This window comes from Streptomyces sp. NPDC000880 (assembly GCF_053599675.1).
Window position 1 is genome coordinate 55466 of record NZ_JBSFMS010000019.1, and the last position, 23041, is coordinate 78506.

Sequence of the window (23041 nt, forward strand, 5' to 3'; positions counted from 1 at the left end):
CGCGTTTGCGATGGCCTTCGGAACTCTGGAGGAGTTCGTGAAGGACTATCTGGCCCCGCTGCTCGGCGACCGCGATACGACGCACGCCGCCGCCTGGTGCCCGGCGTGGTTCAGGCATCCCGAGGCGCTCGTGCGTCTGAACGCGGTGTGGCGGGCCTTCGAGTATCTGAAGCCGGATGCGGCCCTCGGGCTCTCCAACTGGTGGCTTCACCACGCCGACCCGCATCTCTCGGCGCTGATGGATCCGGTGACCGGGCCCTTCGTGAGGTGCCGCTCGGGCCATATGGCCGGTCTGCGTTCGCTCCCCTGTGACGAGGCCCCGCCGGGTCTCTGGGACAGCGCGGCAGTCTCGGTCGTCCACGGGGACCCGTTCGACGTCGGGCCCGCCGGCGACCGTCCGTAATCGGTGTGAGTCGATCTTCCGGCGGCCGTTAGGATTTCGACCATGGCGGCCACTGGATCCGAGAAGCAAGGGGCGAAGGCGTACTACGTCTCGACCCCCATTTACTACGTCAACGACGCTCCTCACCTGGGCCACGCCTACACGACCGTCGCAGGCGACGTGCTCACACGCTGGCACCGTCAGCGTGGCGAGAAGGTGTGGTACCTCACCGGCACGGACGAGCACGGTCAGAAGATCATGCGCACTGCCGAGGCGAACGGCGTCAGCCCGCAGGAGTGGTGCGACAAGCTCGTGGAGGAGGCCTGGAAGCCCCTCTGGGAGCACCTGAACATCGCGAACGACGACTTCATCCGCACGACGGAGAAGCGGCACACGGACCGTGTGCAGGAGTTCGTGCAGGACCTGTACGACAAGGACGAGATCTACAAGGGCGGGTACGAAGGCCCGTACTGCGTGGGCTGCGAGGAGTACAAACTCCCCGCCGATCTGATCGACGGCGAGGGCGAGTACGCCGGGCAGAAGCTCTGCCCGATCCACAAGAAGCCGGTGGAGACCCTCAAGGAGGAGAACTACTTCTTCAAGCTCAGCGAGTACGGCCCGAAGCTGCTGGAGTTCTATGAGGCCAACCCCGGCTTCATCCAGCCCGAGTCCGCCCGCAACGAGGTCGTGAACTTCGTCAAGCAGGGCCTGCAGGACCTCTCGATCTCGCGCTCGACGTTCGACTGGGGCGTCCCGGTGCCGTGGGACCCCAAGCACGTCATCTACGTCTGGATCGACGCGCTGCTCAACTACGCGACGGCGGTCGGCTACAACGAGAACCCGGCGAAGTTCGAAGAGACCTTCCCCGCCGATGTGCACCTGGTCGGCAAGGACATCCTGCGCTTCCACGCGATCATCTGGCCCGCGATGCTGATGGCGAACGGCCTGCCTGTGCCGGGTCGCGTCGCCGCGAACGGCTGGCTGATGGTCGGCGGCGAGAAGATGTCGAAGTCGAACCTGACGGGTATCAAGCCGCAGGATCTGACCTCGCACTTCGGCGTGGACGCGTACCGCTGGTACTTCCTGCGCGCGATCGCGTTCGGCCAGGACGGGTCGTTCTCCTGGGAGGACTTCACCGCCCGGTACACCAGTGAGCTCGCCAACGACTACGGCAACCTCGCGTCCCGTGTCGCGGCGATGGTCGGCAAGTACTTCGGCGGCGCGCTGCCACAGGCGACGGCGTCCGGCGAGGCGGAGAAGGCGGTCCAGGCCGGACTGGCGAAGGCGGTTGCCGAGGCCGACCGGAAGATCGGCGAGGAGCTGGACTTCCAGGGCGGCATCCTGGCGATCTTCGATTTCGTGAAGCAGGTCAACGGCTACATCACGGAGCAGGAGCCGTGGAAGGTCGCCAAGGACGATTCGGAGGAGGGCCAGGCCCGTCTCGCGACGATTCTGTACACGGCGGCCGAGTCGCTGCGGGCGGTCGCGGTGCTGCTGAACCCGGTCATGCCTGAGACCTCGCAGGCCCTGTGGGACTCGCTCGGCGCGGAGGCGTTGCTGGGCGCCCTCGGCGACCAGCGGGTCCAGGACGCGGGCGAATGGGGCAAGCTCCCGGCGGGCGTGACGGTGACGAAGGGCGCGGTGCTGTTCCCGCGCCTGGAGGAGAAGCCCGCATAGTCAGGCGTACGAAAGGGGCCCCGGACCTGCTCCTGGGCCCCTTTTCACGTGTGCCGGCCGTATGTCAACTTCACGTATGTCAACGTCCCGCTTCACGTGTGTCAGCGTCCCAGCGCCGCCGCGTCGCCCATCACCACCACCGGCCGCTTCGCCGGGTCCAGCCACCGCAGCAGCTCCTTCATCCGGCCGAGCGGCAGCGAGACGCAGCCCTGCGTGGGCCCCCCGTGGTCGACGTGGATCCAGATACCGCCGCCCTTTTCGGCGCCGAGCGGCCGGGACCAGTCCAGCGGGGAGTTCCCCGGCTCGCGGTTGTAGTTGATGGCCACGACATGGTCGAAGGACCCCTCGAGAGGCTCCCCCTCGAAGCCGGTGCCGGGCGCGTCGAAGGCGGGTCCAGCGTCGTACGGCAGCTTCGTGCCCGGGTTGGGCAGCTTGCCGCCCGCGTCCGTGAGACCGAAGACCCCGATCGGCGAGCGGTTGTCGGCCGTGCGGTGGTCGTCGGTCCAGCCGAGCAGGGCGTTGTGCGCCGGCCACGGGTCGGAAACGGGCTTCCAGCCCCGGACGGGATCGCGCTCGTAGAGCAGGGCGACGGACTGGCTGGAGTTGGGGTGGTTGCCGACCACCACGACCGCCTGCCGGTTCGCAGCGGTGATCTTGGCGCGGGTCTGCGGTCCGACGGAGGGGATCTCCTGCGCCTGGACGGTCTGTGCCTCGGCGCCGAGCTGCCCGGCAGGGCCCGACTTGGCGGCGCTGCTCGCGGGTCTCTTCGCGGCCACGGGCGCAGCATTGCCGGTATCGCCCGCGCAGCCAGTGAACAGCAGACCAGCGACGGCCAGTGCGACCGCCTGGAACGGTCCTGTGCGGAGGGACATGTGCGGGCCTTTCAGTTCGACAGCTTGATGTGCTGCTGCGGTCGGGGCCGGGCCGGAGGCGACCTCGACCCCCCGCCACATCAAATCGGACATGTACTATCATCTGTTGCGTTTCAGTCACAACGCGTGAGGCGTCGCCGGTAGACACAGAGGCTGACGAAGATCGCCGAGTCCGTGGACGCGCCGATCGGGTTGCCCGCGGCACGCAAGAAGGGCCCCGGAACCGTTCGGTTCCGGGGCCCTTCGACGAGAGAGTGCGCGTCAGCCGATGCCCTCGTCCGGGCGTACGTACTACTTCGCGGGCTTGTCCTTGTCCGCGACCGGCTTGCGGAGCGCGATATTCAGCTCCCGCAGCCGCAACTCGTCCAGCTCGGTCGGCGCGCCCATCATCAGGTCCTGCGCGTTGCCGTTGAGCGGGAAGGCGATCGTCTCGCGGATGTTCGGCTCGTCGGCCAGCAGCATCACGATGCGGTCCACGCCCGGCGCGATGCCGCCGTGCGGCGGGGCACCGAACTGGAAGGCACGGAGCATGCCGGAGAACTCGTGCTCGACGGTCTCCTTCGAGTAGCCCGCGATCTCGAACGCCTTGAACATGATCTCGGGCTCGTGGTTCCGGATCGCGCCGGAGGACAGCTCGACGCCGTTGCAGACGATGTCGTACTGCCAGCCCAGAATGTCCAGCGGGTCCTGGGTCTCAAGGGCCTCGAGGCCGCCCTGGGGCATCGAGAACGGGTTGTGCGAGAAGTCGATCTTGCCGGTCTCCTCGTCCTTCTCGTACATCGGGAAGTCGACGATCCAGCAGAAGCGGAACACGCCCTCCTCGAAGTGGCCGGCGCGCTTGGCGGCCTCGACGCGGACCGCGCCCATGATCTTGGAGACCTCGTCGAAGTCGCCGGCGCCGAAGAAGATCGCGTGGCCGGGCGCGAGCGAGAGACGCTCGGTGAGGACCTTGACGTTCTCCTCGGTGAGGAACTTCGCGATCGGGCCGGTCAAAGAACCGTCCTCGCCCACACGGACCCAGGCCAGGCCCTTCGCGCCGTGCTCGACGGCGAAGTCGCCGAGGCCGTCGAAGAACTTCCGCGGCTGGGAAGCCGTGTCCGGCACCGGCAGCGCCCGTACGTGCTTTCCGGCGAAGGCCTTGAAATCCGAGCCCTCGAAGACGTCCGTGACGTCGACGAGCTCCAACTGGGCGCGCAGGTCCGGCTTGTCGTTGCCGTACTTGAGCATCGACTCGCGGAACGGGATCCGCGGGAACGGCGAGGTGACGTGCCGACCGCCGCCGAACTCCTCGAAGAGCTCGGTCATCAGCTTCTCGATCGGCTGGAAGACGTCCTCCTGCTCGACGAAGCTCATCTCGACGTCGAGCTGGTAGAACTCGCCCGGCGAGCGGTCGGCGCGGGCGTCCTCGTCGCGGAAGCAGGGCGCGATCTGGAAGTAGCGGTCGAAGCCGGAGATCATCAGCAGCTGCTTGAACTGCTGCGGGGCCTGCGGCAGCGCATAGAACTTGCCGGGGTTCAACCGGGAGGGGACCACGAAGTCGCGCGCGCCCTCGGGGGAGGTCGCGGTCAGGATCGGGGTCGCCATCTCGTTGAAGCCGAGCGCGGTCATCTTCTGCCGGATGGCGGAGATGACTGCCGTACGCAGCATGATGTTGCGGTGCATGCGCTCGCGGCGCAGGTCGAGGAAGCGGTACTCCAGACGCCGCTCCTCGTTCACGCCGTCGTCGGCGTTGATGGTGAAGGGCAGCGGTGCGGCCGCGCCGAGCAGCTCGACCTCAGAGACTTCCACCTCGATCTCGCCGGTGGGCAGATCGGTGTTCACGTTCTCGGCGCCGCGCGAGACGACCTTGCCGTCGACGCGGACGACCGACTCCTTGCTGACCTTGTCGAGAGTCTCGTAGGCAGGGGTGCCGGGACGGGCGACGAGCTGCGTGATGCCGTAGTGATCGCGCAAATCGATGAAGAGGATGCCGCCCAGGTCTCGGCGATTGTGCAGCCAGCCGCTCAGCCGGACGTCGGCGGAGACGTCAGAGGCGCGGAGCTCGCCGCAGGTGTGGGACCTGTACCGATGCATCGTCGTTCATCCAGTCTTAGCGAAATTGAGAGAGGTGGGCCCGTCAAGGGTACCGGCCTGGCCCCGGTCACCTCATTGACATACGCATGCCAGGATCCCGGCAGGTCATCGCCACCAAGATCTGAATAAAGTGAGGCAATGCGCACCGAGGACGTCCTGGCCGCGATCGCAACCGGCCTGTGGCGGTGGGACAACGCGTCCAGGACGGTGAACCTCGACGCCGAGGCCGCCCGGCTGCTCGGGATGCCGGGCGAACCGGGTGTCTTCCCGGAGTCCGCCGTGCGCTCCCGTTTCCACCCGGTCGACTGGAACGAAATCAACGGCATCGTCAGTCTCGCTGTCGCCGAGGGGACCCTCGCCGAGGCCAGACTGCGGATCGTCGACGAGGCGGGCCATGTGCTCCGTACCGTACGCAGCCGCTCCAAGCCCGTCATCCGCGGCCGCGACTTCGAACTGGTCGGCATGGTCCAGGAGGTCGCCGAGCCGCAGCCCGGCATGACCGCCGCGCAGAGTTCGATCACCGGCGACTGGCGGCGCTCGCGCGAGGCGTTCCTGCTGGACGCGGGCCGGGCGCTGGCCGAGGCCCACTCCACCGCGGAGGTGCTGCGGGTCGCCGCGTCCCTGTCCATGCCGGGCTTCTCTCCGGACGGCCTGGCCGTCTTCGGGGTGTCGGGCGAGCGGCTCACGATCGTCGGGCACCACGGGCACCGGCCGGGAGACGACCACCCGTTCACCGACATGCCGCTGGACGCGGACTATCCGGCCGCCAAGGTGGTGCGCACCGGCCGGGCCTCCTATCTGCCGACGCCGCAGGAGTACCGCCGCCGCTACCCCAGCAGCTGGCCGCTGGCGCGGCCCTTCGGCCGGCAGTCGTGGGCCTTTCTCCCACTGATCGTCGCCGGGCGCACGATGGGCGCCTGGATGGCCGCGTTCAAACACCCGGTCGCCTTCACGCCCGACGAACGGTCTGTGCTGACAACGGTCGCCAGGATGCTGGCGCAGGCGCTCGCCCGCGCCGAGGTCGCCGAGTCCGAGCGCGAGCTGTCGCTCGGCCTGCAGCGCTCGATGATGCCGGTGCTCGGGCCCGAGGTCCCCGGGATGTCGGTAGCCGCGCGGTATGTCCCCACGGGCGGCGGGCTCCAGGTCGGCGGCGACTGGTACGACATGATCCCGATGCCGACCGGACGTATCGCCCTCGTCATCGGCGACGTCCAGGGTCACGATGTGCGCGCCGCCGGACTCATGGGCCAACTGCGGATCGCCCTGCGCGCGTACGCCTCCGAGGGGCACCGGCCCGACGCGGTGCTCTCCCGCGCCTCCCGCTTTCTGCACGGGCTGCATGATTATTTCGGGGCGGATTCGTACGAGGAAGGCGACCACTCCAGCCCGCGCTTCGCGACCTGCCTCTATCTGGAGGTCGACCCGCCCACCGGCCGCATCGAGATCGCCCGGGCCGGCCACCCGGAGCCGGTGGTGCGGACCTCCGACGGCACGGTGCTGGTGCGCCCCACCGACGGCGGGCTGCCGCTGGGCATCGACCCGGACACGGACTATCCGACGACGCGACTGGTGCTGGAGCCCGGCGAGACGCTGATGATCTGCACGGACGGTCTCCTTGAGACCGGCGGACACGATCTGGACACGGGGTTGGCCCGGCTGCGTAAGGTCCTCGAGGACCACGCGGACCAGTCGCTGGAGGAGCTCGCCGACGCCCTCGTCCAGGCGGTGCACGGCCCCGCCTCGCACTCCACCACCGGGCCGCTCGCCGACCGGCGCGAGGACGACATCGCGGTCCTGTTGATCTCCCGGGACGGCACACCGACGCCTCAGGTCCCGCGGCGCACGGCGATGAACGTGGCCCAGGCGGAGCCCGGGCGGATCGCGGCCGCCCGGCAGCAGTTGCGAGAGCTGCTGCACGACTGGACGGACGCGGAGCAGATCGACTCCGCGGTGCTGTTGGTCTCCGAGATGGTCACCAATGTGCTGGTCCACACCGACGGGAACGCGCTGCTGGTGGCGGAGGTGGACTGCGGGGATGCGGCGGCACGGCGGCTGCGTGTGGAGGTCGCGGACACCGGCGACGAGCTGCCGCACAGGCGGCGGCCCGGCGAGATGGCGTCGTCGGGGCGTGGCCTGCTGCTGATGGAGGTGCTCGCGGACGCGTGGGGGGTGGACCCGCGGGGTGAGGGCAAATCGATCTGGTTCGAGCTCTACGAGTCGCCGGCCCCCGAGGCGGCCCCGGATTCGCCTGCGTAATGCGTCCTGAGCTCGCTGATCACGCCGAAGGCGGCGGCGGTGAGCGGTACGGCGAGGAGCATCCCGAGAATGCCGGCGACGGACGCACCCGCGGTGATCGCCAGCATCACGACCGCCGGGTGCATCTGCACCATACGGCTCTGGATCACGGGCTGGAGCACATGCCCCTCCAGCACCTGCACGGCAAGGACCACACCCAGCGCCCACAGCGCGATCACGAACCCGCGGTCGGCGAGCGCGACAAGCACGGCGACGGCGCCGGAGATGAAGGCCCCGAGATAGGGGATGTACGCTCCGACGAAGACGAGCGCGCCGAGCCCGATGGCGCCCGGGACGCGCAGAATCAGCAGCCCGACGGTGATGCACGTGGCGTCGATGAGCGCGATGAACGTCGTCCCGCGCATGAACCCCTCGACGGCCTCGAAGGCCCGCCTCGCCATGGCCTCGACGACGTCCCCGCTCGTACGGGGCACGAGGGACCGCAGAGCGCCCGCGGCCCTGTCCGAGTCCCGCAGGAAGAAAAAGCTGAGCAGCAGCGCCAGCACGGCGGTGGCGATCAACTCGCCCACCACACTCAGCCCACTGATCACCCCCGACGCGGCGGTCCCGCCGAACTTCCCCAGCAGTTGCTTCGAGTTGGCGGCGACGTCGTCGAGCGAGGTCCCGGCGGCCCCGAAGGTCTTGGCGAGATCCTCGGCGGCCCGCCGCAGCGAGGAGATGATCTGGTCCCCGGTCTCGATCAGCGCGCTGACGATGATGTACATGGCTCCGCCGACGACGGCGACGACGGCGGCACAGGTCAGCGCGGCGGCGAGCGAGCGATTCATACTCATCTTGATCAGCCACCGGTGCAGGGGCCCAAGCAGGGCGGTCCCGAGCAGCGCGAGCAGCACAGGCGTGACGGCGGTCTTGAGCGTCACGACCAGCCACACGGCGACCGCGGCCACCCCGGCGACCAGCAGCGCGACCACGCACCAGGCGGCAAGCCGCCTCACGGGCTCCGGAAGAAGGGTCTGCACACCCCCACCCGACCACAGCGCTCGCCGCCCCGTCCCGCCCACCACGCCGGGCCCGCCCGCGTGGGGCCAGGCGGGTGACACCCCATCAGACATCCTGGCCGCGCCCGCGCCCGTACGGAAGCCCGGCGAGCAAGGCGGGGGCAGGCAGGACGAGGGTTAAGGTGACATAAGGGACAAAGAGAATCTCCCGGAGCGGTCATGCGCGAACGCCGGACCCCACCGTCCGACAGTGCCCAGGAAGTCCTGGGCAACCTCGGACATCTCGTCGACCACGCCCTGGACCGGATCAAGTTCCAGCGGGCCCGGGTCGAGCTGGCCATGGCCCTGCAGCGCCACATGCTCCCGCCCGCGCTGCCGCAGCTGCCGGGCCTGCGGATCGCGGCCCGGTACACGCCCTCACAGGACGGCCTGGACGTCGGCGGCGACTGGTACGACGCCTTCCTGATGGCGGACGCGTCGGTCGCGATCGCGATCGGGGACGTAGAAGGCCACGACGTGGAAGCCATCGCTTTCATGGGGCAGGTCCGCACCAGCCTGCGGGCCCTCGCCGGCCCCTCGACCGATCCGGGTGAGATGCTGAGTCACGCCAATGACCTGCTGCTTTCGATGGGTTGTGACCGCTTCGCGACCTGCTGCCTGCTGCGTTTCAACCCCATCAGCGGCGATCTTGCCTACTCCCGCGCAGGCCACGTCCCGATGGTCTGGGCCAGCGCCGGCGGCCGCTCCGGAATAGCCCTTGCCAGTGGTGGCCCGCCCCTCGGCATCGTGTCCGGCGCGCGGTATCCCGTGAATCGCCTGCGGCTGCGGAAGCCGGGGTGCCTCGTCCTGCTCACCGACGGAGTCGTTGAAGGACCGTCCTACCCGATAGAGGAGGGGCTGGCAGAGGTGGCCCGGCTGGTCTGCGCCGGATTCGGCGACGACCCGGACGACCTGGCCGCCGAAGTTGTCAAAGTGGCCGATCTGACTGGTCACAGCGACGATGCCGCCGTCCTCGTCGCCCGCTACGACGGAATCCCGGCGGCCGCGTAGCCGCCGACGTCGCCATGCGGCCGGACAGCGCACACGGAACGGCGCTTGTCCTTTCCGGTACATAGGCTGGGCCGGTGACTGGCATCGTGCGCAACCAGGGGATCCGGCGCTACGGTTCTGCCGCTCTCCAGATGCTGGCTGTCGCCGCCGTCTACTACGGAGCCGCGAAGTGGGGGCTCCTCCAGCAACTGGTGCGCGGCCAGGTCACGCCGCTCTGGCCACCGACCGGCGTGGCCGTGGCCGGCCTGCTCATCCTCGGTCTGCGGATCTGGCCAGGAATCGCGCTCGGCGCCTTCCTGGTCAACGTGTCCATCGGGCCGTCGCTCCCCGCCGTACTGTGCATCACCGCGGGGAACACGCTCGCCCCGGTCTGCGCCTACCTGCTGCTGCGACGTGTACGGTTCCGCAACGAACTGGACCGGCTGCGGGACGTGCTGGCGCTGATCTTCCTCGGCGCCCTGGGCGCGATGCTGATCAGCTCAAGCGTGGGCAGCGGTGTGCTGGTGCTCGCCGGTGCGCTGCAGCCGAGCGACTTCTGGCCGACGTGGTCGGTGTGGTGGACGGGCGACGCGATGGGCGTGCTCGTGGTCGCACCATTTCTGCTCGTCATCCGCAAGGCCCACTGGCCTCGGGCCCCTCTGCGCCGTTGGGCGGAGGCGGCGGCGCTCTTGGTCGGCACCCTGTCTGTCACCTATCTGGCGACAGGCACCAGCAACTCTTCGCTGCTCTTCCTCGCCTTCCCGTTCTTGATCTGGGCCGCGATGCGCTTCCAATTGGCCGGCGCCGCGCCGTGCGCGCTGGGCGTCTCGACGCTGGCGATTCTTGCCGCCGCCCGCCGGGTCGGCCCGTTCGCCCATCAGGACCTTTTCGCGAACATGGTCACGCTCCAGGCATTCAACGGCGTCGCGGCGCTGACGGCGCTGCTGCTCTCGGCGGTCATCATCGAGCGGAACCGGACCCACGAAGAGATCAAGCGGGTCTTCGCGCAGCTCTCCGAGATGGTGGCCCAGATGGAGCCACGCCCGGACACGCCGTACCAATGGCCGCCGCCCAAAGACGACGAAGGGCGGGACCGCGGCCGCTGATTCGCGGCGCCTGGCCGGGCCGCTGCGCCGGAGCGGGGCGCATCCCCCAGGTGACGCGCCCCTGGGAGTATGCGCCCCATCCGCTCACGTACTCACATGCCGTGCACAGCGGGGATCGTGCCGAGGCGTCCCGCCTGGAAGTCCTCCACCGCCTGCTGCAGCTCGGCACGGGTGTTCATCACGAACGGCCCGTAGTGCACCATCGGCTCCCGGATCGGACGCCCGCCCAGCAGCACGACCTCGAGGTCCGGGCTGTTCGAGTCCTGGGACTCGTCCGCGCGGACCGTCAGCGATCCGCCCGCCCCGAACACCGCCGTCTGGCCCGTCCGGACCGGCCGCCGGTCCGTGCCGACCGCGCCGCGGCCCGCCAGGACGTACGCGAGGCCGTTGAAGTCCTCCTGCCACGGCAGCGTGATCTCCGCACCGGGCCGCAGAGTCGCGTGGACCATCGTGATCGGCGTGTGCGTGATGCCCGGGCCCTCGTGCCCGTCCAGCTCACCCGCGATGACCCGCAGCAGCGCACCGCCGTCCGGCGAGGTCAGCAGCTGGACCTGGCCGCCGCGGATGTCCTGGTACCTGGGCTCCATCATCTTGTCGCTCGCCGGGAGGTTCACCCACAGCTGGAGCCCGTGGAAGAGCCCGCCGGACATGACCAGCGACTCCGGCGGCGCCTCGATGTGGAGCAGGCCGGAGCCCGCCGTCATCCACTGGGTGTCGCCGTTCTGGATGGTCCCGCCGCCGCCGTTGCTGTCCTGGTGGATGAACGTTCCGTCGATCAGATACGTGACGGTCTCGAAGCCGCGGTGCGGATGCCAGGGCGTTCCCTTCGGCTCACCCGCCGCGTACTCCACCTCACCCATCTGATCCATCATGATGAACGGGTCGAGGTACTGGTAGTCGATCCCGGCGAACGCACGTCGCACCGGGAAGCCTTCCCCCTCGAACCCGGTCGGCGCCGTGGTCACGGCGAGCACGGGGCGCGGCACAGCCCCGGCCGGCGCGGTTACGCGCGGCAGGGTGAGCGGGTTCTCGACAGTCACTGCAGGCATGACGGGACCTCCTTGTGTGGCCAGTTTAGTTGAAGGATGAACTTCTTGCCACTGGGAACGCGAGACGCCCGGGAGGAATTCCCCCGGGCGCCCCTACACGCAGGACTGCGAGCCGCCGGCGCCTAGCCGTACATACGCCGCATCGCGAAGTCGACCATCTGCTCCACTGCCTTCGCATCGAAGACCATCCGGTGATCGCCCTCCATGTCGAGGACGAAGCCGTAGCCCGTCGGCAGCAGGTCGATCACCTCGGCCCCGGTGATCACGAAGTACTTGGACTCCTTGCCCGCGTACCTGCGCAGCTCCTTGAGCGTGGTGAACATCGGGATGACCGGCTGCTGGGTGTTGTGCAGCGCCAGAAAGCCGGGGTTGTCGCCGCGCGGGCAGTAGACCTTCGAGGTCGCGAAGACCTGCTGGAAGTCCTCGGCCGACAGTGACCCCGTGGTGAAGGCCCGCACCGCGTCGGCGAGCGAGGGTGGCGACGGCTCGGGGTACAGCGGCTGCTCGCCGTAGGAAGGCTGCTGCGGCACGTACTGCTGCTGCTGAGCGCCCGGGGTCTGGTCGTAGCCGTACATGCCCGCAAGGGTACTTAAGCGAACCTCCCGGCGAGTGCCGGACCTTCCGTCTTCCCCTTCAGTCAGGGCCGACAGCAACACCCGGACCGACAGCCAACGCCCTCAAGCCTCTTCGGGCCCGGGACAGGAACTCGCACCTCCGTACATGCTCAGTAGCGCCACTGCGGCGAGACGCGTCACATGTGACCCATTAGGGGTTGCATCTTATTACTGACGGGTAGCATCATCGTAGTCAGTTACAGGTACGTGGATGAGAAATCCGCCTCCCGATCCTTACGGAGCCGTCGCCATGGGGCACTACAAGTCGAATCTCCGCGACATCGAGTTCAACCTCTTCGAGGTCCTCGGGCGCGACAAGCTGTACGGCACCGGCCCGTTCGCGGAGATGGACGTCGACACCGCCAAGAGCATCCTCGACGAGGTCGCCCGCCTCGCCGAGAACGAACTCGCCGAATCCTTCGCGGACGCCGACCGCAACCCCCCGGTCTTCGACCCTGAGACCAACACCGCGCCCGTCCCGGCGTCCTTCAAGAAGAGCTACCAGGCATTCATGGACTCCGAGTACTGGCGTCTCGGCCTGCCCGAGGAGATCGGCGGCACGACCTCGCCCCGCTCCCTGATCTGGTCGTACGCGGAGCTGCTGCTCGGCTCGAACCCGGCCATCTGGATGTACTCCTCCGGCCCGGCCTTCGCCGGCATCCTCTTCACCGAGGGCAACGAGGCACAGAAGAAGGTCGCCGAGATCGCCGTCGAGAAGCAGTGGGGCTCCACCATGGTCCTCACCGAGCCGGACGCCGGCTCGGACGTGGGCGCCGGCCGCACCAAGGCCGTGCAGCAGGAGGACGGCTCGTGGCACATCGAGGGCGTGAAGCGCTTCATCACCTCCGGTGAGCACGACATGTCGGAGAACATCCTTCACTACGTGCTGGCCCGCCCCGAGGGCCACGGCACCGGCACCAAGGGTCTGTCCCTCTTCCTCGTGCCGAAGTTCCACTTCGACTGGGAGACCGGCGAGTTGGGCGAGCGCAACGGCGTGTACGCCACGAACGTCGAGCACAAGATGGGCCTCAAGGCCTCCAACACCTGCGAGATGACCTTCGGCGACCAGCACCCCGCCAAGGGCTGGCTGATCGGCGACAAGCACGACGGCATCCGCCAGATGTTCATGATCATCGAGTTCGCCCGGATGATGGTCGGCACGAAGGCCATCGCGACCCTGTCCTCGGGCTACCTCAACGCGCTGGAGTACGCCAAGGAGCGCGTCCAGGGCCAGGACCTGGTGAACTTCGCGGACAAGACCGCGCCCAAGGTCACCATCACCCACCACCCCGACGTGCGCCGCGCGCTGATGACGCAGAAGGCGTACGCCGAGGGCATGCGCGCCCTCGTGCTGTACACCGCGTCCGTCCAGGACGAAATCGCCGTCAAGGAGGCCGCCGGCGAGGACGCCAAGGGCCTCGTCGCGCTGAACGACCTGCTGCTGCCGATCGTGAAGGGCTACGGCTCGGAGAAGTCCTACGAGCAGCTCGCCCAGTCGCTGCAGACTTTCGGCGGCTCCGGCTATCTGCAGGAGTACCCGGTCGAGCAGTACATCCGGGACGCCAAGATCGACACCCTTTACGAGGGCACCACGGCCATCCAGGGCCAGGACTACTTCTTCCGGAAGATCGTCCGCGACCAGGGCCAGGCGCTGAACACCCTCTCCGAGGAGATCAAGAAGTTCCTGGCGGTCGGCACCGGCGGCGAGGAATTGGCCCCGGCCCGCGACGCGCTCGCCAAGGCCGCGGTCGACCTGGAGGCGATCGTCGGCACGATGACGAACGACCTCATAGCCACCGGCGAGGACGTCAAGAACATCTACAAGGTGGGCCTCAACACCACCCGCCTGCTGCTGGCCTCGGGCGATGTGGTCGTCGGCTACCTGCTGCTGCGCGGCGCGGCGGTCGCGGCGGAGAAGCTCGAGACCGCCTCCGCCAAGGATGTGCCGTTCTACCAGGGCAAGATCGCGGCCGCGAAGTTCTTCGCCGCCAACATCCTGCCGGGCGTCTCGGCCGAGCGCGCGCTCGCCGAGACCGTGGACAGCTCGCTGATGGACCTGGACGAGGCGGCCTTCTAATCGCCCCGGACCATCTGTGATGCGGCCCGCCCCTCCCCGGGGGCGGGCCGCATCCATCGGTACGCCCCCTGCGCACGCCCCTCGTTAAGGTGACCTCATGAGCAGCAGCGCACCCTCCCACCCGTCGCCCGCCACCACCCCTCCAGCGAGCGCTACGCGCACATCTTCGCCTTTCGATCGCGGACACACCGACGACCTGATGTCCTTCCTGGCGGCCGGGCCCTCTCCGTACCACGCCGTGGCCGCCGTCGCCGAGCGGCTGGAGAAAGCCGGCTTCAGGCGGGTGCTGGAGACCGATGTCTGGGACGGGACAAGCGGCGGCAAGTATGTGCTGCGCGGCGGGGCGATCATCGCCTGGTACGTGCCCGAGGGCGCCCGCGCCCACACCCCCTTCCGGATCGTCGGCGCGCATACCGACTCGCCCAATCTGCGGGTCAAGCCGATGCCGGACACCGGTTCGTACGGCTGGCGGCAGATCGCCGTCGAGGTGTACGGCGGGACGCTGCTCAACACCTGGCTCGACCGTGATCTCGGGCTGGCCGGGCGGCTCAGCCTGCGGGACGGTTCGCACCGGCTGGTGAATGTGGACCGGGCGCTGCTGCGCGTGCCGCAGCTCGCGATCCACCTCGACCGGCAGGCCAACGACGGCCTGAAGCTGGACCGGCAGAAGCACATGCAGCCGATCTGGGGTCTCGGCGATGTCGCGGAGGGCGATCTGATCCGCTTCCTGGAGCAGGAGGCGGGGATCGCGGAGGGCGAGGTCACCGGCTGGGACCTGATGGTGCACTCCATCGAGCCGCCCACCCATCTGGGCAGGGACAGGGAGCTGGTGGCCGGGCCGCGGATGGACAATCTGCTGTCCGTGCACGCCGGGACGGCGGCCCTCGCGGCCGTGGCCGGCCAGGATCTTCCGTACATCCCGGTGCTCGCCGCCTTCGACCACGAGGAGAACGGCTCGCAGTCGGACACCGGCGCGGACGGTCCGCTGCTCGGCTCGGTGCTGGAGCGTTCGGTTTTCGCGCGCGGCGGCAGCTATGAGGACCGGGCGCGCGCGTTCGCCGGAACGGTCTGTCTGTCCTCCGACACCGGGCACGCCGTGCACCCCAACTACGGGGAGCGGCACGACCCGACGCACCATCCGCGAGTGAACGGCGGCCCGATCCTCAAGGTCAATGTGAACCAGCGGTACGCCACCGACGGCAGCGGACGCGCGGTGTTCGCCGCGGCCTGCGAGAAGGCGGGGGTGCCGTGGCAGACGTTCGTGTCGAACAACGCGATGCCGTGCGGCACGACCATCGGCCCGATCACCGCCGCCCGGCACGGCATCCAGACCGTGGACATCGGCGTCGCGATCCTGTCGATGCACAGCGCGCGTGAACTGTGCGGCGTGGACGACCCGCATCTGCTGGCGAACGCGCTCACCGCGTTCCTGGAGGGCTGAAGTCCCTTCGCGGGGCGGCCTGTTGCGAAACCTCTCGGAAAGCGGGCGCACGGCACGCTGATGACCATGGTTCTGCTCGGTCGTCGCGTACGAGGCGGGCACTAGCCGCCGCTTGCTACCCCTGATCCATCCCGGCCAGTACGAGCGGCAGCCGCGAGGCCCCGTCCGCGCTCACGCGGACCGGAACCCCCCAGTCCTGCTGGTGGACGTGACAGGCCGGGTACTCGTTCTCCGGGTCGTCGTCGCAGGACGCCGCCATCGCCGAGACATGCAGCACGCCCTCGGCGACCGCCGGGTCGATCTCCAGCTCGCGCGAGAGGTCGGTCCCCGCGCCCTCCCCGCCGATCAGCAGCTCCGGCGGGGTCGAGGAAACGAGCAGTCGGGTGGAGGGCCCGTACCGCGTGTCCAGCTTCTGGCCCGCCGGGGCCTGGAAGACCACGTCCAGCTGAAGCTTCCCCGCGGCGACTTCGGTGGCGGCGCGCTGCGTACGGTGGGCGACGGACTCGACCCGTACCGCCTCCTCCGGCAGCCGCAGCCGGGTCAGCCGGTGCCTGGCCGACTCGACGACCACGATGTCGTCGCCGACGAGGACGGCGCCGGAGGGTTCGCGCAGATCGGTGGCCAGCGTGGTGACCTGGCCGGCTGCCGGATCGTAACGGCGCAGTGCGTGGTTGTACGTGTCGCTGATGGCCACCGATCCGTCGGGCAGCGCGGTGACGCCCAGCGGGTGCTGGAGCAGGGCCTGTCCGGCCGCACCGTCGCGGTGCCCAAAATCGAAGAGCCCGGTACCGACGGCCGTGTGCACGAGAAGATCACGGTCGATCCAGCGCACCGCGGAGGTCTCGGAATCGGCGATCCACAGCCGGTCCTCGGTGGCCGCGAGCCCGGACGGCTGGGCGAACCACGCCTCGGCCGCGGGACCGTCGACCAGCCCTTCGTTGGTGGTCCCGGCCGCGACCTCGACCGTCCCGGTCGCCGGGTCGTACGTCCACAGCTGGTGGACGCCCGCCATCGCGATCCACAGCCGCTCGCCCCACCAGGCGACGTCCCACGGCGAGGAGAGGGACACGTCGAGGGCCGGGCCGCTGGTCGGCGATCCCTGCCACCACTGCTTGCCGGTGCCGGCGAGCGTCTCGATGGCGCCGCTGGCGGGGTCGTACGCACGGATGGAGTGGTTCACGGTGTCGGCGACCGCGATCCTGCCGTCGGGCAGCGGCGCGAGTCCCTGCGGCTCGTTGAGCTCGCCGTCGCCGATACGCCGTACGACGCTCTCACAGTCCGGCGCAAGCTCGACGAGCTGGTTCCGGGTCGAGTCGGAGACCAGGAAGTTCCCGGACGGCAGCAGCACGGTCTTGCCGGGGAAGCGCAGGTCGGTGGCGACGGGCTCGGGCGCGACGTAGGGACCGTCGCCGCGCCGCAGCGTGCCCTTCGCGGCGTGCTCGGCCTCCAGCTCATCGACGAGCTTCTCGATGGCGTGCGCATGCCCCTCGCCCGCGTGCTGGGCGACGACGTATCCCTCAGGGTCGATAACGACCAGGGTGGGCCAGGCCCGTACGGCGTACTGCTTCCAGGTGGCGAGCTCGGGGTCGTCGAGCACGGGGTGGTGCACCTGGTAGCGCTCGACGGCGTCGACGACGGCCTGGTGCTCGGCCTCGTGCACGAACTTCGGCGAGTGGACCCCGATGATCACCACGGTGTCGCGGTGCTTCTCCTCGAGCTCGCGCAGCTCGTCCAGAACATGCAGACAGTTCACACAGCAAAATGTCCAGAAGTCGAGGATGACGATGCGTCCTCGCAAGTCAGCGAGGGTGTACCGGTGGTCGCCTGTGTTGAGCCAGCCGCCCTTGCCGATCAGCTCGGGGGCCCGAACGCGTGCACGTGTTGCCATACCGCCATCCAACCGCACCGATCCGGGTACGCATTCCGCCATGAAGTATCTGGTGCGCGACAAAGTGTTCGCGATCGGCGACGACTACTGGATCGAGGACGAGCGCGGGCGGCACGCCTTCCTCGTCGACGGAAAGGCGCTACGGCTGCGCGACACCCTGGAGCTCAAGGATCCGACCGGGCTTGTCCTCATCACGCTGCGCAAGAAGATGTTCAGCCTGCGGGACGCGATGACCATCGAGCGGGGCGACGCGCCGCTCGCCACGATCCGCAAGAAGCGGCTCTCGCTGCTGCGCAATCACTACCGCGTGTCACTCGTCGAGGGTACGGAACTCGATGTCAGCGGCCGGATCCTGGACCGGGAGTTCAGGGTCGATTACGACGGCGAGCCGCTGGCGCACATCTCCCGGAAGTGGTTCCGGGTGCGGGAGGCGTACGCCGTGAATGTCGTACGGGAGGACGCGGACGCGGCGCTCATGATCGCGGTCGCGGTCTGCGTGATCCGGCTGGCGGAGAAGGAACGCGACGGCGATTGACTAGTCACGGCGCGGGTTCGCCAAGCCCAGGCGGCGGTCCTTGAGGGCCGGGAACTGCTCCCGCGTCGTCGCCACCTTCGCCGGGTCGAGCTCGACGGTAAGGACCTCTTCGTCCGGGCCCGCCTCGGCGAGCACCTCGCCCCAGGGGTCGACCACGATGCTGTGGCCGGCCTGCTCGACCCCGGCGTGGGTGCCGGCGGTGCCGCAGGCCAGGACGTACGCCTGGTTCTCCACGGCGCGGGCGCGGGCCAGCAGTGTCCAGTGTCCGCGGCGGCGGGCGGGCCAGCCGGCCGGGACGACGAACGCCTGCGCGCCCGCGTCCACCAGGCCGCGGAACAGCTCAGGGAAGCGCAGGTCGTAGCAGGTGGCGAGGCCGAGGGTGAGTCCGGTCGCGGGCCCGGTCGCGGGCAGCGGGAGGGTGACCAGCTCGTCACCCGCGCCCATCATCACCGCCTCGCCCTTGTCGAAGCCGAAGCGGTGGATCTTCCGGTAGGTGCTGACCAGTTCACCGGCGGGGGAGAAGACGAGGGAGGTGTTGTAGAGGGTGCCCGGGCCGGCGGCGGAGCCGCTGCCGGATACAGCCTTCTCGACGATGGAGCCCGCGTGCAGCCAGACGCCCGCGTCGCTCGCGGCCTTCGCCATCACGTCGTACGTAGGTCCGGTCAGTGACTCGGCCTCGTCGGCGAAGGACTGGTAGGCGAAAGCTCCGACGGGCCACAGCTCTGGCAGGACCACGAGGTCGGCGCCGTGCTGTTCCCGTACGAGCGCGGCAACTCGCCGCCTTCGCGAATTGACCGATTCGTCCGGGTCTACTGCGATCTGGATGAGTGAGGCGCGCACACTACCACCCTCCTGGCGTTCGAGCCTTCAACACGGGCCTACGATCGTCACACGAAAGCACTGCCGGGGTGCCGCCCGGCAGCGTAACTTAACTGCCGAGCCTCCCACGCAGCCCAGCAGTCAGCAGCCCAGCCCGCGTACCGCAGAACCGCCGAGGGGTCCCGTGACCGTCCATCCCAGCCTCCAGACCTACGCCGACGCCTGGACCCACTCCATCGAATCGATAGCCGAGCTGGTGCAGCCGCTCGTCGAGGGCGAGTGGAATCGGCCAACGCCGTGCCCCGGCTGGTCCGTGCGTGACCTCGTCTCGCACGTCATCGGCATGGAGTGCGAGATGCTCGGTGATCCCCGGCCCATCCACACCCTGCCGCGCGATCTCTACCATGTGCAGAGCGAGTTCGCCCGTTATATGGAGATGCAGGTCGATGTGCGCCGGCACCACACGGCGCCGGAGATGACCTCCGAGCTGGAGTACACGATCATCCGCCGGGCCCGTCAGCTGCGCAACGAGAACCGCGCCCCCGACGCCATGGTCCGCGCCCCGCTCGGCGCCGAGCAGACCCTGGAACTGGCCATGCGCATGCGCGCGTTCGACACCTGGGCGCACGAGCAGGACCTGCGTACGGCGCTCGGCAAGCCCGGCAACCTCGACTCCCCCGGCGCGTACATCACCCGGGACTGTCTGCTCCAAGCCCTGCCGAAGGTCGTCGCCAAGGACGCGGGCGCACCCGCGAATTCGGCGGTCGTCCTCGATGTGCACGGCCCGGTGGAGTTCCTGCGTACGGTCCGGGTGGACGCGGACGGCCTTGGCACGATCGACGGCGCGCCCTCGCTCGGGCCGATCGCGACCCTCGCCATGGACTGGGAGACGTTCCTGCGGCTGGCGTGTGGCCGGGTGCGGGCGGCGGCGGTGCAGGACCGGGTGAAGGTGGACGGGGACGCCGATCTGGCGGCGGCGATCCTGCGGGAGTTCGCGGTCACGCCGTAGCGGTCACGCCGTGGGCGCGGCCGGGCGCGCCGCCGTTCGACGGTGGTCGCTCGGACCGGGCCGCCCGGCGGGGGCCGCTCGGATCGGCCCGCTCACGCCGGTACGTGCACGGCCTCCACGCGGCTCGCCACCAGCCGTTCCCGCTCCCGCCGCACCGTGCGCGCCCGCAGCCGCAGGATCTGCGCGATGCCCAGCGCCTCCAGCACGAAAACCGACGAGAACGCGATCCGGTAGTTGTCCCCGGTCGCGTCCAGCAGCACCCCGACCGCCAGCAGTGTCGTCATCGAGGCCACGAAACCACCCATGTTGACGATTCCCGACGCCGTCCCCTGCCGCTCCGGGGGATTGGCCGGGCGGGCGAAGTCGAAGCCGATCATCGACGCGGGACCGCATGCCCCGAGCACCGTGCACAGGGTGATCAGCAGCCACATCGGAGCCTGGTCCCCGGGGTAGGCAACGACGGTGGCCCACAGGAGCGCGGTCGCTCCGACCGTGCCGAGGGTAAGCGGAATCCGGGCCGCGTGGTGGCGGGCGATGAGCTGCCCGTACACCAGCCCCACCACCATGTTGGAGAGCACCACCAGCGTCAGCAGCCCGCCCGCGGTGCCCCGGGACAGGCCCTGTGCCTCGACCAGGAAGGGCATCCCCCACAGCAGCAGGAACACCATGGCGGGGAACTGGGTGGTGAAGTGCACCCACATGCCGAGCCGGGTGCCGGGCTCCCGCCAGGACTGGGCGATCTGCTTGCGTAGGAAGGCTGATTCGGCGTGCTGGACGGGCGGGGGCTCGTGGCCCTCGGGGTGGTCCTTCAAGAAGAGCGACAGCAGTACGAGTACGACCAGTCCGGCCGCCGCGCTGCCCGCGAAGGTGGCGGTCCAGCCGACGCCGTGCAGCAGCCGCGAGATGAAGATGGTCGAGACGAGATTGCCCGCCACCCCGAAGAGCGAGGCGACCTGCGCGATGAGCGGCCCGCGCCGGGCCGGGAACCAGCGCGAGCCGAGCCGCAGCACGGCGATGAAGGTCATCGCGTCGCCGCAGCCGAGCAGCGCGCGCGAGGCGAGGGCCATGCCGTACGAGGGGGAGAGCGCAAAGCCCAGCTGTCCGACGGTGAACAGCACCACGCCGAGGGTCAGCACCTTCTTGGTGCCGAGCCGGTCGACCATCAGGCCGACGGGTATCTGCATCCCCGCGTACACCAGCAGCTGGAGTATGGAGAAGGCGGACAGGGCGGAGGCGTTGACGCCGAAGCGGTCGGCGGCGTCGAGGCCGGCGACCCCGAGCGACGTACGGAAGATGACGGCGACAAAGTAGACGGCGGCGCCGATGCCCCAGACCGCGGCGGCGCGCCGTCCACCGGGTGGATCGCCCGGCAGTGCGACGGCGGCGCTCATCGGACCTCGCCCCGCGCCAGGTTGCTGAACCAGCCGATGTGCCGGTGTACGAGAGCGGCCGCCGCGTCCGGGTCTTTGGCGCGCAGGGCTTCGAGGATCTCGCTGTGCTCGGCGACGCTCTTGGCGATCCGGTCGGGGTGGGAGTGCATCACGGCCACGCCCATCCTCAGCTGCCGGTCGCGGAGTTGATCGTAGAGGCGGGAGAGGATCTCATTGCCGCCGCTGCGCACGATCTCGGCGTGGAAGCAGCGGTCGGTGACGGCGACGGCCGCCAGGTCGCCCGCCTCGCCGTGCCGCTTCTGCTGCCCGAGGAGCTCTTCGAGCCGGGCGAGGAGCTGCGGCGACGCCGGTACGGCCTTACGGGCGGCGTGCTCCTCGACCAGCAGCCGGGTCTCCACCACATCGGCGATCTCCTGCGCGGAGACAGCAAGGACAAGGGCGCCCTTCTTCGGATAGAGCTTGATCAGCCCTTCGACCTCGAGCTTGAGGAGCGCCTCTCGGACGGGGGTGCGCGATACGCCGACGGCGTCGGCCAGTTCACCCTCGGTGAGGAGGGTGCCGCCTTCGTAGCGGCGGTCGAGGACGGCTTGCTTGATGTGGGCGTAGACGCGTTCGGCGGCAGGGGCGGCGGCTGGCATGCGCACAGCATAGATACAACACAGGTGCATCAGGCAGCCGCGTCCACGATGCAGGACAGAACTGATGGGGCGTCGCGTACATCCTTTGAGCGCACTCAAGGGTCTCATGTGGGGACCCTCGAGCGCGCTCAAGGGTCTCGCTGTTGGGACCCTGCTTCCACGCAGGTCCCCCTTCAACCCTTTTCGATGCATTCGCGAACTCGGAGCGATTCTTGAGAACCAGCCTTCCGGGCGTACGCAAAGCCGCCGCGGTCATCCTCACCACCGGCGCGCTGCTGACCGTCTCGCCCCTGGCCGCGCCCGCTCACGCGGTGCCCGTGCCGCCGATCGCCAGCAAGGGCGCGATCCTGCTCAACGACGCGACCGGCACCGCCGTCTACACCAAGACCCCGGACACCCGCCGGCAGATGGCCAGCACGACGAAGATCATGACCGCCGCGGTGGTGGTGAACACCAAGGGCATCAACCTGAACCACGTGGTCACCATCAAGCAGTCGTACCGCGACTACGTGGTCAAGCAGGGCGCCAGCACCGCGGACCTGAAGACCGGCGACAAGGTGACCGTCCGTCAGCTGCTGTACGGCACGATGCTGCCTTCCGGCTGCGACGCCGCGTACGCCCTCGCCGACCTCCTCGGCAAGGGCACCACCCCGGCCGCACGCACGCAGTCGTTCATCGCCAAGATGAACCAGACGGCCACCTCCCTCGGCCTGAAGAACACCAAGTTCGACTCTTTCGACGGCATTTCGAAGACCGGCAACAACTACACGACGCCGCGCGACCTCGCGAAGATCGCAAGCTACGCGATGAAGAACGCCAACTTCCGTGCCGTCGTCGCCGCGCCGAAGTATGTGACCTCCGCGACGACCAGCACGGGCGGCAAGCGCACGTACACCTGGTACAACACCAACCAGCTGCTCGGCTCCTACAAGGGAGCGATCGGCATCAAGACGGGCACCGGCACGGCCGCGGGCCCCTGCCTGGTCTTCGCCGCCACGCGCGGCGACAAGACCTTCGCCGGGGTCACCCTGAGCGGCGCCGACCGCTACAAGGACGCCGCGAAGCTGCTCGACTACGGATTCGGTTCGAGCACCGCGCAGACGATGCAGCTGCGGAGCCTGCCGCAGGGCTCCGAGCGCGACTGATCAGCCGCGCCGTAAGCGCCGTAACGACAGCCGCCCCGTTCC

Annotated in this window: 19 protein-coding genes; 10 read left to right on the forward strand and 9 right to left on the reverse strand. The window is 69.1% G+C overall.

The window, feature by feature from the left end; translation table 11 throughout:
* The first annotated feature begins 10 nt into the window (after window positions 1–10).
* Entirely contained in the window at window positions 11–403 is a 393-nt protein-coding gene (locus tag ACWDO5_RS09400; RefSeq protein WP_450529732.1) for a DUF4913 domain-containing protein, read from the forward strand.
* A gap of 42 nt (window positions 404–445) precedes the next feature.
* On the forward strand, window positions 446–2059 hold the full coding sequence (gene metG / locus ACWDO5_RS09405) for a methionine--tRNA ligase (RefSeq protein ID WP_450529733.1): 1614 nt from the start codon (window positions 446–448) through the stop codon (window positions 2057–2059).
* Between the two features lie 101 nt (window positions 2060–2160).
* Here the strand turns inward: metG and ACWDO5_RS09410 are convergent, their stop codons facing one another.
* Together ACWDO5_RS09410 and aspS are read right to left on the reverse strand one after the other, a co-directional pair.
* A complete protein-coding gene (locus tag ACWDO5_RS09410) occupies window positions 2161–2931 on the reverse strand; it encodes a L,D-transpeptidase family protein (RefSeq protein WP_450529734.1) in 771 nt (256 codons plus the stop codon).
* Window positions 2932–3222: 291 nt separating this feature from the next.
* Window positions 3223–5004 carry an aspartate--tRNA ligase gene (gene aspS, locus ACWDO5_RS09415; RefSeq protein WP_450529735.1) on the reverse strand — a complete coding sequence of 594 codons (1782 nt, stop codon included), beginning with the start codon at window positions 5002–5004 and terminating at the stop codon, window positions 3223–3225.
* 138 nt (window positions 5005–5142) lie between these two features.
* Here aspS and ACWDO5_RS09420 point away from each other — a divergent pair, with 138 nt between their 5' ends.
* Window positions 5143–7260 (forward strand): ATP-binding SpoIIE family protein phosphatase, encoded by a 2118-nt coding sequence (locus ACWDO5_RS09420; protein WP_450529736.1) that lies wholly within the window; start codon window positions 5143–5145, stop codon window positions 7258–7260.
* Here the strand turns inward: ACWDO5_RS09420 and ACWDO5_RS09425 are convergent.
* Window positions 7215–8279: an AI-2E family transporter gene (locus ACWDO5_RS09425; protein WP_450529737.1), complete on the reverse strand. Its 1065-nt coding sequence runs from the start codon at window positions 8277–8279 to the stop codon at window positions 7215–7217. The two genes, ACWDO5_RS09420 and ACWDO5_RS09425, sit on opposite strands and share 46 nt — an antisense overlap.
* Before the next feature lie 198 nt (window positions 8280–8477).
* Here ACWDO5_RS09425 and ACWDO5_RS09430 point away from each other — a divergent pair, with 198 nt between their 5' ends.
* A complete protein-coding gene (locus tag ACWDO5_RS09430; protein ID WP_450529738.1) occupies window positions 8478–9308 on the forward strand; it encodes a PP2C family protein-serine/threonine phosphatase in 831 nt (276 codons plus the stop codon).
* An 83-nt stretch (window positions 9309–9391) separates the two neighbouring features.
* Entirely contained in the window at window positions 9392–10393 is a 1002-nt protein-coding gene (locus tag ACWDO5_RS09435) for an MASE1 domain-containing protein (protein WP_450529752.1), read from the forward strand.
* 92 nt (window positions 10394–10485) lie between these two features.
* Here ACWDO5_RS09435 and ACWDO5_RS09440 read toward each other — a convergent pair whose 3' ends face one another.
* Window positions 10486–11442, reverse strand: a complete 957-nt coding sequence (locus ACWDO5_RS09440; protein ID WP_450529739.1) for a pirin family protein — start codon at window positions 11440–11442, stop codon at window positions 10486–10488.
* A 122-nt stretch (window positions 11443–11564) separates the two neighbouring features.
* Window positions 11565–12017 (reverse strand): SseB family protein, encoded by a 453-nt coding sequence (locus ACWDO5_RS09445; protein WP_307662241.1) that lies wholly within the window; start codon window positions 12015–12017, stop codon window positions 11565–11567.
* A 289-nt stretch (window positions 12018–12306) separates the two neighbouring features.
* On the opposite strand from ACWDO5_RS09445, the gene ACWDO5_RS09450 reads away from it, so the two are divergent.
* Together ACWDO5_RS09450 and ACWDO5_RS09455 are read left to right on the forward strand one after the other, a co-directional pair.
* A complete protein-coding gene (locus tag ACWDO5_RS09450; RefSeq protein ID WP_450529740.1) occupies window positions 12307–14133 on the forward strand; it encodes an acyl-CoA dehydrogenase in 1827 nt (608 codons plus the stop codon).
* A gap of 97 nt (window positions 14134–14230) precedes the next feature.
* Window positions 14231–15574, forward strand: coding sequence for a M18 family aminopeptidase (locus tag ACWDO5_RS09455; RefSeq protein ID WP_450529741.1), 1344 nt, complete (start codon window positions 14231–14233; stop codon window positions 15572–15574).
* A 115-nt stretch (window positions 15575–15689) separates the two neighbouring features.
* Here ACWDO5_RS09455 and ACWDO5_RS09460 read toward each other — a convergent pair whose 3' ends face one another.
* The gene (locus tag ACWDO5_RS09460; RefSeq protein ID WP_450529742.1) at window positions 15690–17462 is read right to left on the reverse strand and encodes an NHL domain-containing thioredoxin family protein; all 1773 of its coding nucleotides are present in this window, start codon (window positions 17460–17462) and stop codon (window positions 15690–15692) included.
* Between the two features lie 40 nt (window positions 17463–17502).
* On the opposite strand from ACWDO5_RS09460, the gene ACWDO5_RS09465 reads away from it, so the two are divergent.
* A complete protein-coding gene (locus ACWDO5_RS09465) occupies window positions 17503–17997 on the forward strand; it encodes an LURP-one-related/scramblase family protein (protein ID WP_450529743.1) in 495 nt (164 codons plus the stop codon).
* On the opposite strand, the gene ACWDO5_RS09470 is transcribed toward ACWDO5_RS09465, so the two are convergent.
* The gene (locus ACWDO5_RS09470; RefSeq protein ID WP_450529744.1) at window positions 17998–18837 is read right to left on the reverse strand and encodes a carbon-nitrogen family hydrolase; all 840 of its coding nucleotides are present in this window, start codon (window positions 18835–18837) and stop codon (window positions 17998–18000) included.
* A 163-nt stretch (window positions 18838–19000) separates the two neighbouring features.
* On the opposite strand from ACWDO5_RS09470, the gene ACWDO5_RS09475 reads away from it, so the two are divergent.
* Entirely contained in the window at window positions 19001–19825 is an 825-nt protein-coding gene (locus ACWDO5_RS09475) for a maleylpyruvate isomerase family mycothiol-dependent enzyme (protein ID WP_450529745.1), read from the forward strand.
* Between the two features lie 92 nt (window positions 19826–19917).
* On the opposite strand, the gene ACWDO5_RS09480 is transcribed toward ACWDO5_RS09475, so the two are convergent.
* Both ACWDO5_RS09480 and ACWDO5_RS09485 read right to left on the reverse strand, forming a co-directional pair.
* Window positions 19918–21216 carry an MFS transporter gene (locus ACWDO5_RS09480; RefSeq protein ID WP_450529746.1) on the reverse strand — a complete coding sequence of 433 codons (1299 nt, stop codon included), beginning with the start codon at window positions 21214–21216 and terminating at the stop codon, window positions 19918–19920.
* Window positions 21213–21854 (reverse strand): GntR family transcriptional regulator, encoded by a 642-nt coding sequence (locus ACWDO5_RS09485; RefSeq protein WP_450529747.1) that lies wholly within the window; start codon window positions 21852–21854, stop codon window positions 21213–21215. Before ACWDO5_RS09485 ends, ACWDO5_RS09480 begins: the two co-directional genes overlap by 4 nt.
* A gap of 212 nt (window positions 21855–22066) precedes the next feature.
* Here ACWDO5_RS09485 and ACWDO5_RS09490 point away from each other — a divergent pair, with 212 nt between their 5' ends.
* Window positions 22067–22999: a D-alanyl-D-alanine carboxypeptidase family protein gene (locus ACWDO5_RS09490; protein WP_450529748.1), complete on the forward strand. Its 933-nt coding sequence runs from the start codon at window positions 22067–22069 to the stop codon at window positions 22997–22999.
* Window positions 23000–23041: the final 42 nt, after the last annotated feature.

Coding starts and splice junctions, on each gene's coding strand:
- ACWDO5_RS09430 (WP_450529738.1), top strand. CDS start 8,478: ATGCGCGAACGCCGGACCCCACCGTCCGACAGTGCCCAGGAAGTCCTG.
- ACWDO5_RS09460 (WP_450529742.1), bottom strand. CDS start 17,462: ATGGCAACACGTGCACGCGTTCGGGCCCCCGAGCTGATCGGCAAGGGC.
- ACWDO5_RS09400 (WP_450529732.1), top strand. CDS start 11: ATGGCCTTCGGAACTCTGGAGGAGTTCGTGAAGGACTATCTGGCCCCG.
- ACWDO5_RS09440 (WP_450529739.1), bottom strand. CDS start 11,442: ATGCCTGCAGTGACTGTCGAGAACCCGCTCACCCTGCCGCGCGTAACC.
- ACWDO5_RS09465 (WP_450529743.1), top strand. CDS start 17,503: ATGAAGTATCTGGTGCGCGACAAAGTGTTCGCGATCGGCGACGACTAC.
- aspS (WP_450529735.1), bottom strand. CDS start 5,004: ATGCATCGGTACAGGTCCCACACCTGCGGCGAGCTCCGCGCCTCTGAC.
- ACWDO5_RS09480 (WP_450529746.1), bottom strand. CDS start 21,216: ATGAGCGCCGCCGTCGCACTGCCGGGCGATCCACCCGGTGGACGGCGC.
- ACWDO5_RS09445 (WP_307662241.1), bottom strand. CDS start 12,017: ATGTACGGCTACGACCAGACCCCGGGCGCTCAGCAGCAGCAGTACGTG.
- ACWDO5_RS09410 (WP_450529734.1), bottom strand. CDS start 2,931: ATGTCCCTCCGCACAGGACCGTTCCAGGCGGTCGCACTGGCCGTCGCT.
- ACWDO5_RS09485 (WP_450529747.1), bottom strand. CDS start 21,854: ATGCCAGCCGCCGCCCCTGCCGCCGAACGCGTCTACGCCCACATCAAG.
- ACWDO5_RS09450 (WP_450529740.1), top strand. CDS start 12,307: ATGGGGCACTACAAGTCGAATCTCCGCGACATCGAGTTCAACCTCTTC.
- metG (WP_450529733.1), top strand. CDS start 446: ATGGCGGCCACTGGATCCGAGAAGCAAGGGGCGAAGGCGTACTACGTC.
- ACWDO5_RS09455 (WP_450529741.1), top strand. CDS start 14,231: ATGAGCAGCAGCGCACCCTCCCACCCGTCGCCCGCCACCACCCCTCCA.
- ACWDO5_RS09420 (WP_450529736.1), top strand. CDS start 5,143: ATGCGCACCGAGGACGTCCTGGCCGCGATCGCAACCGGCCTGTGGCGG.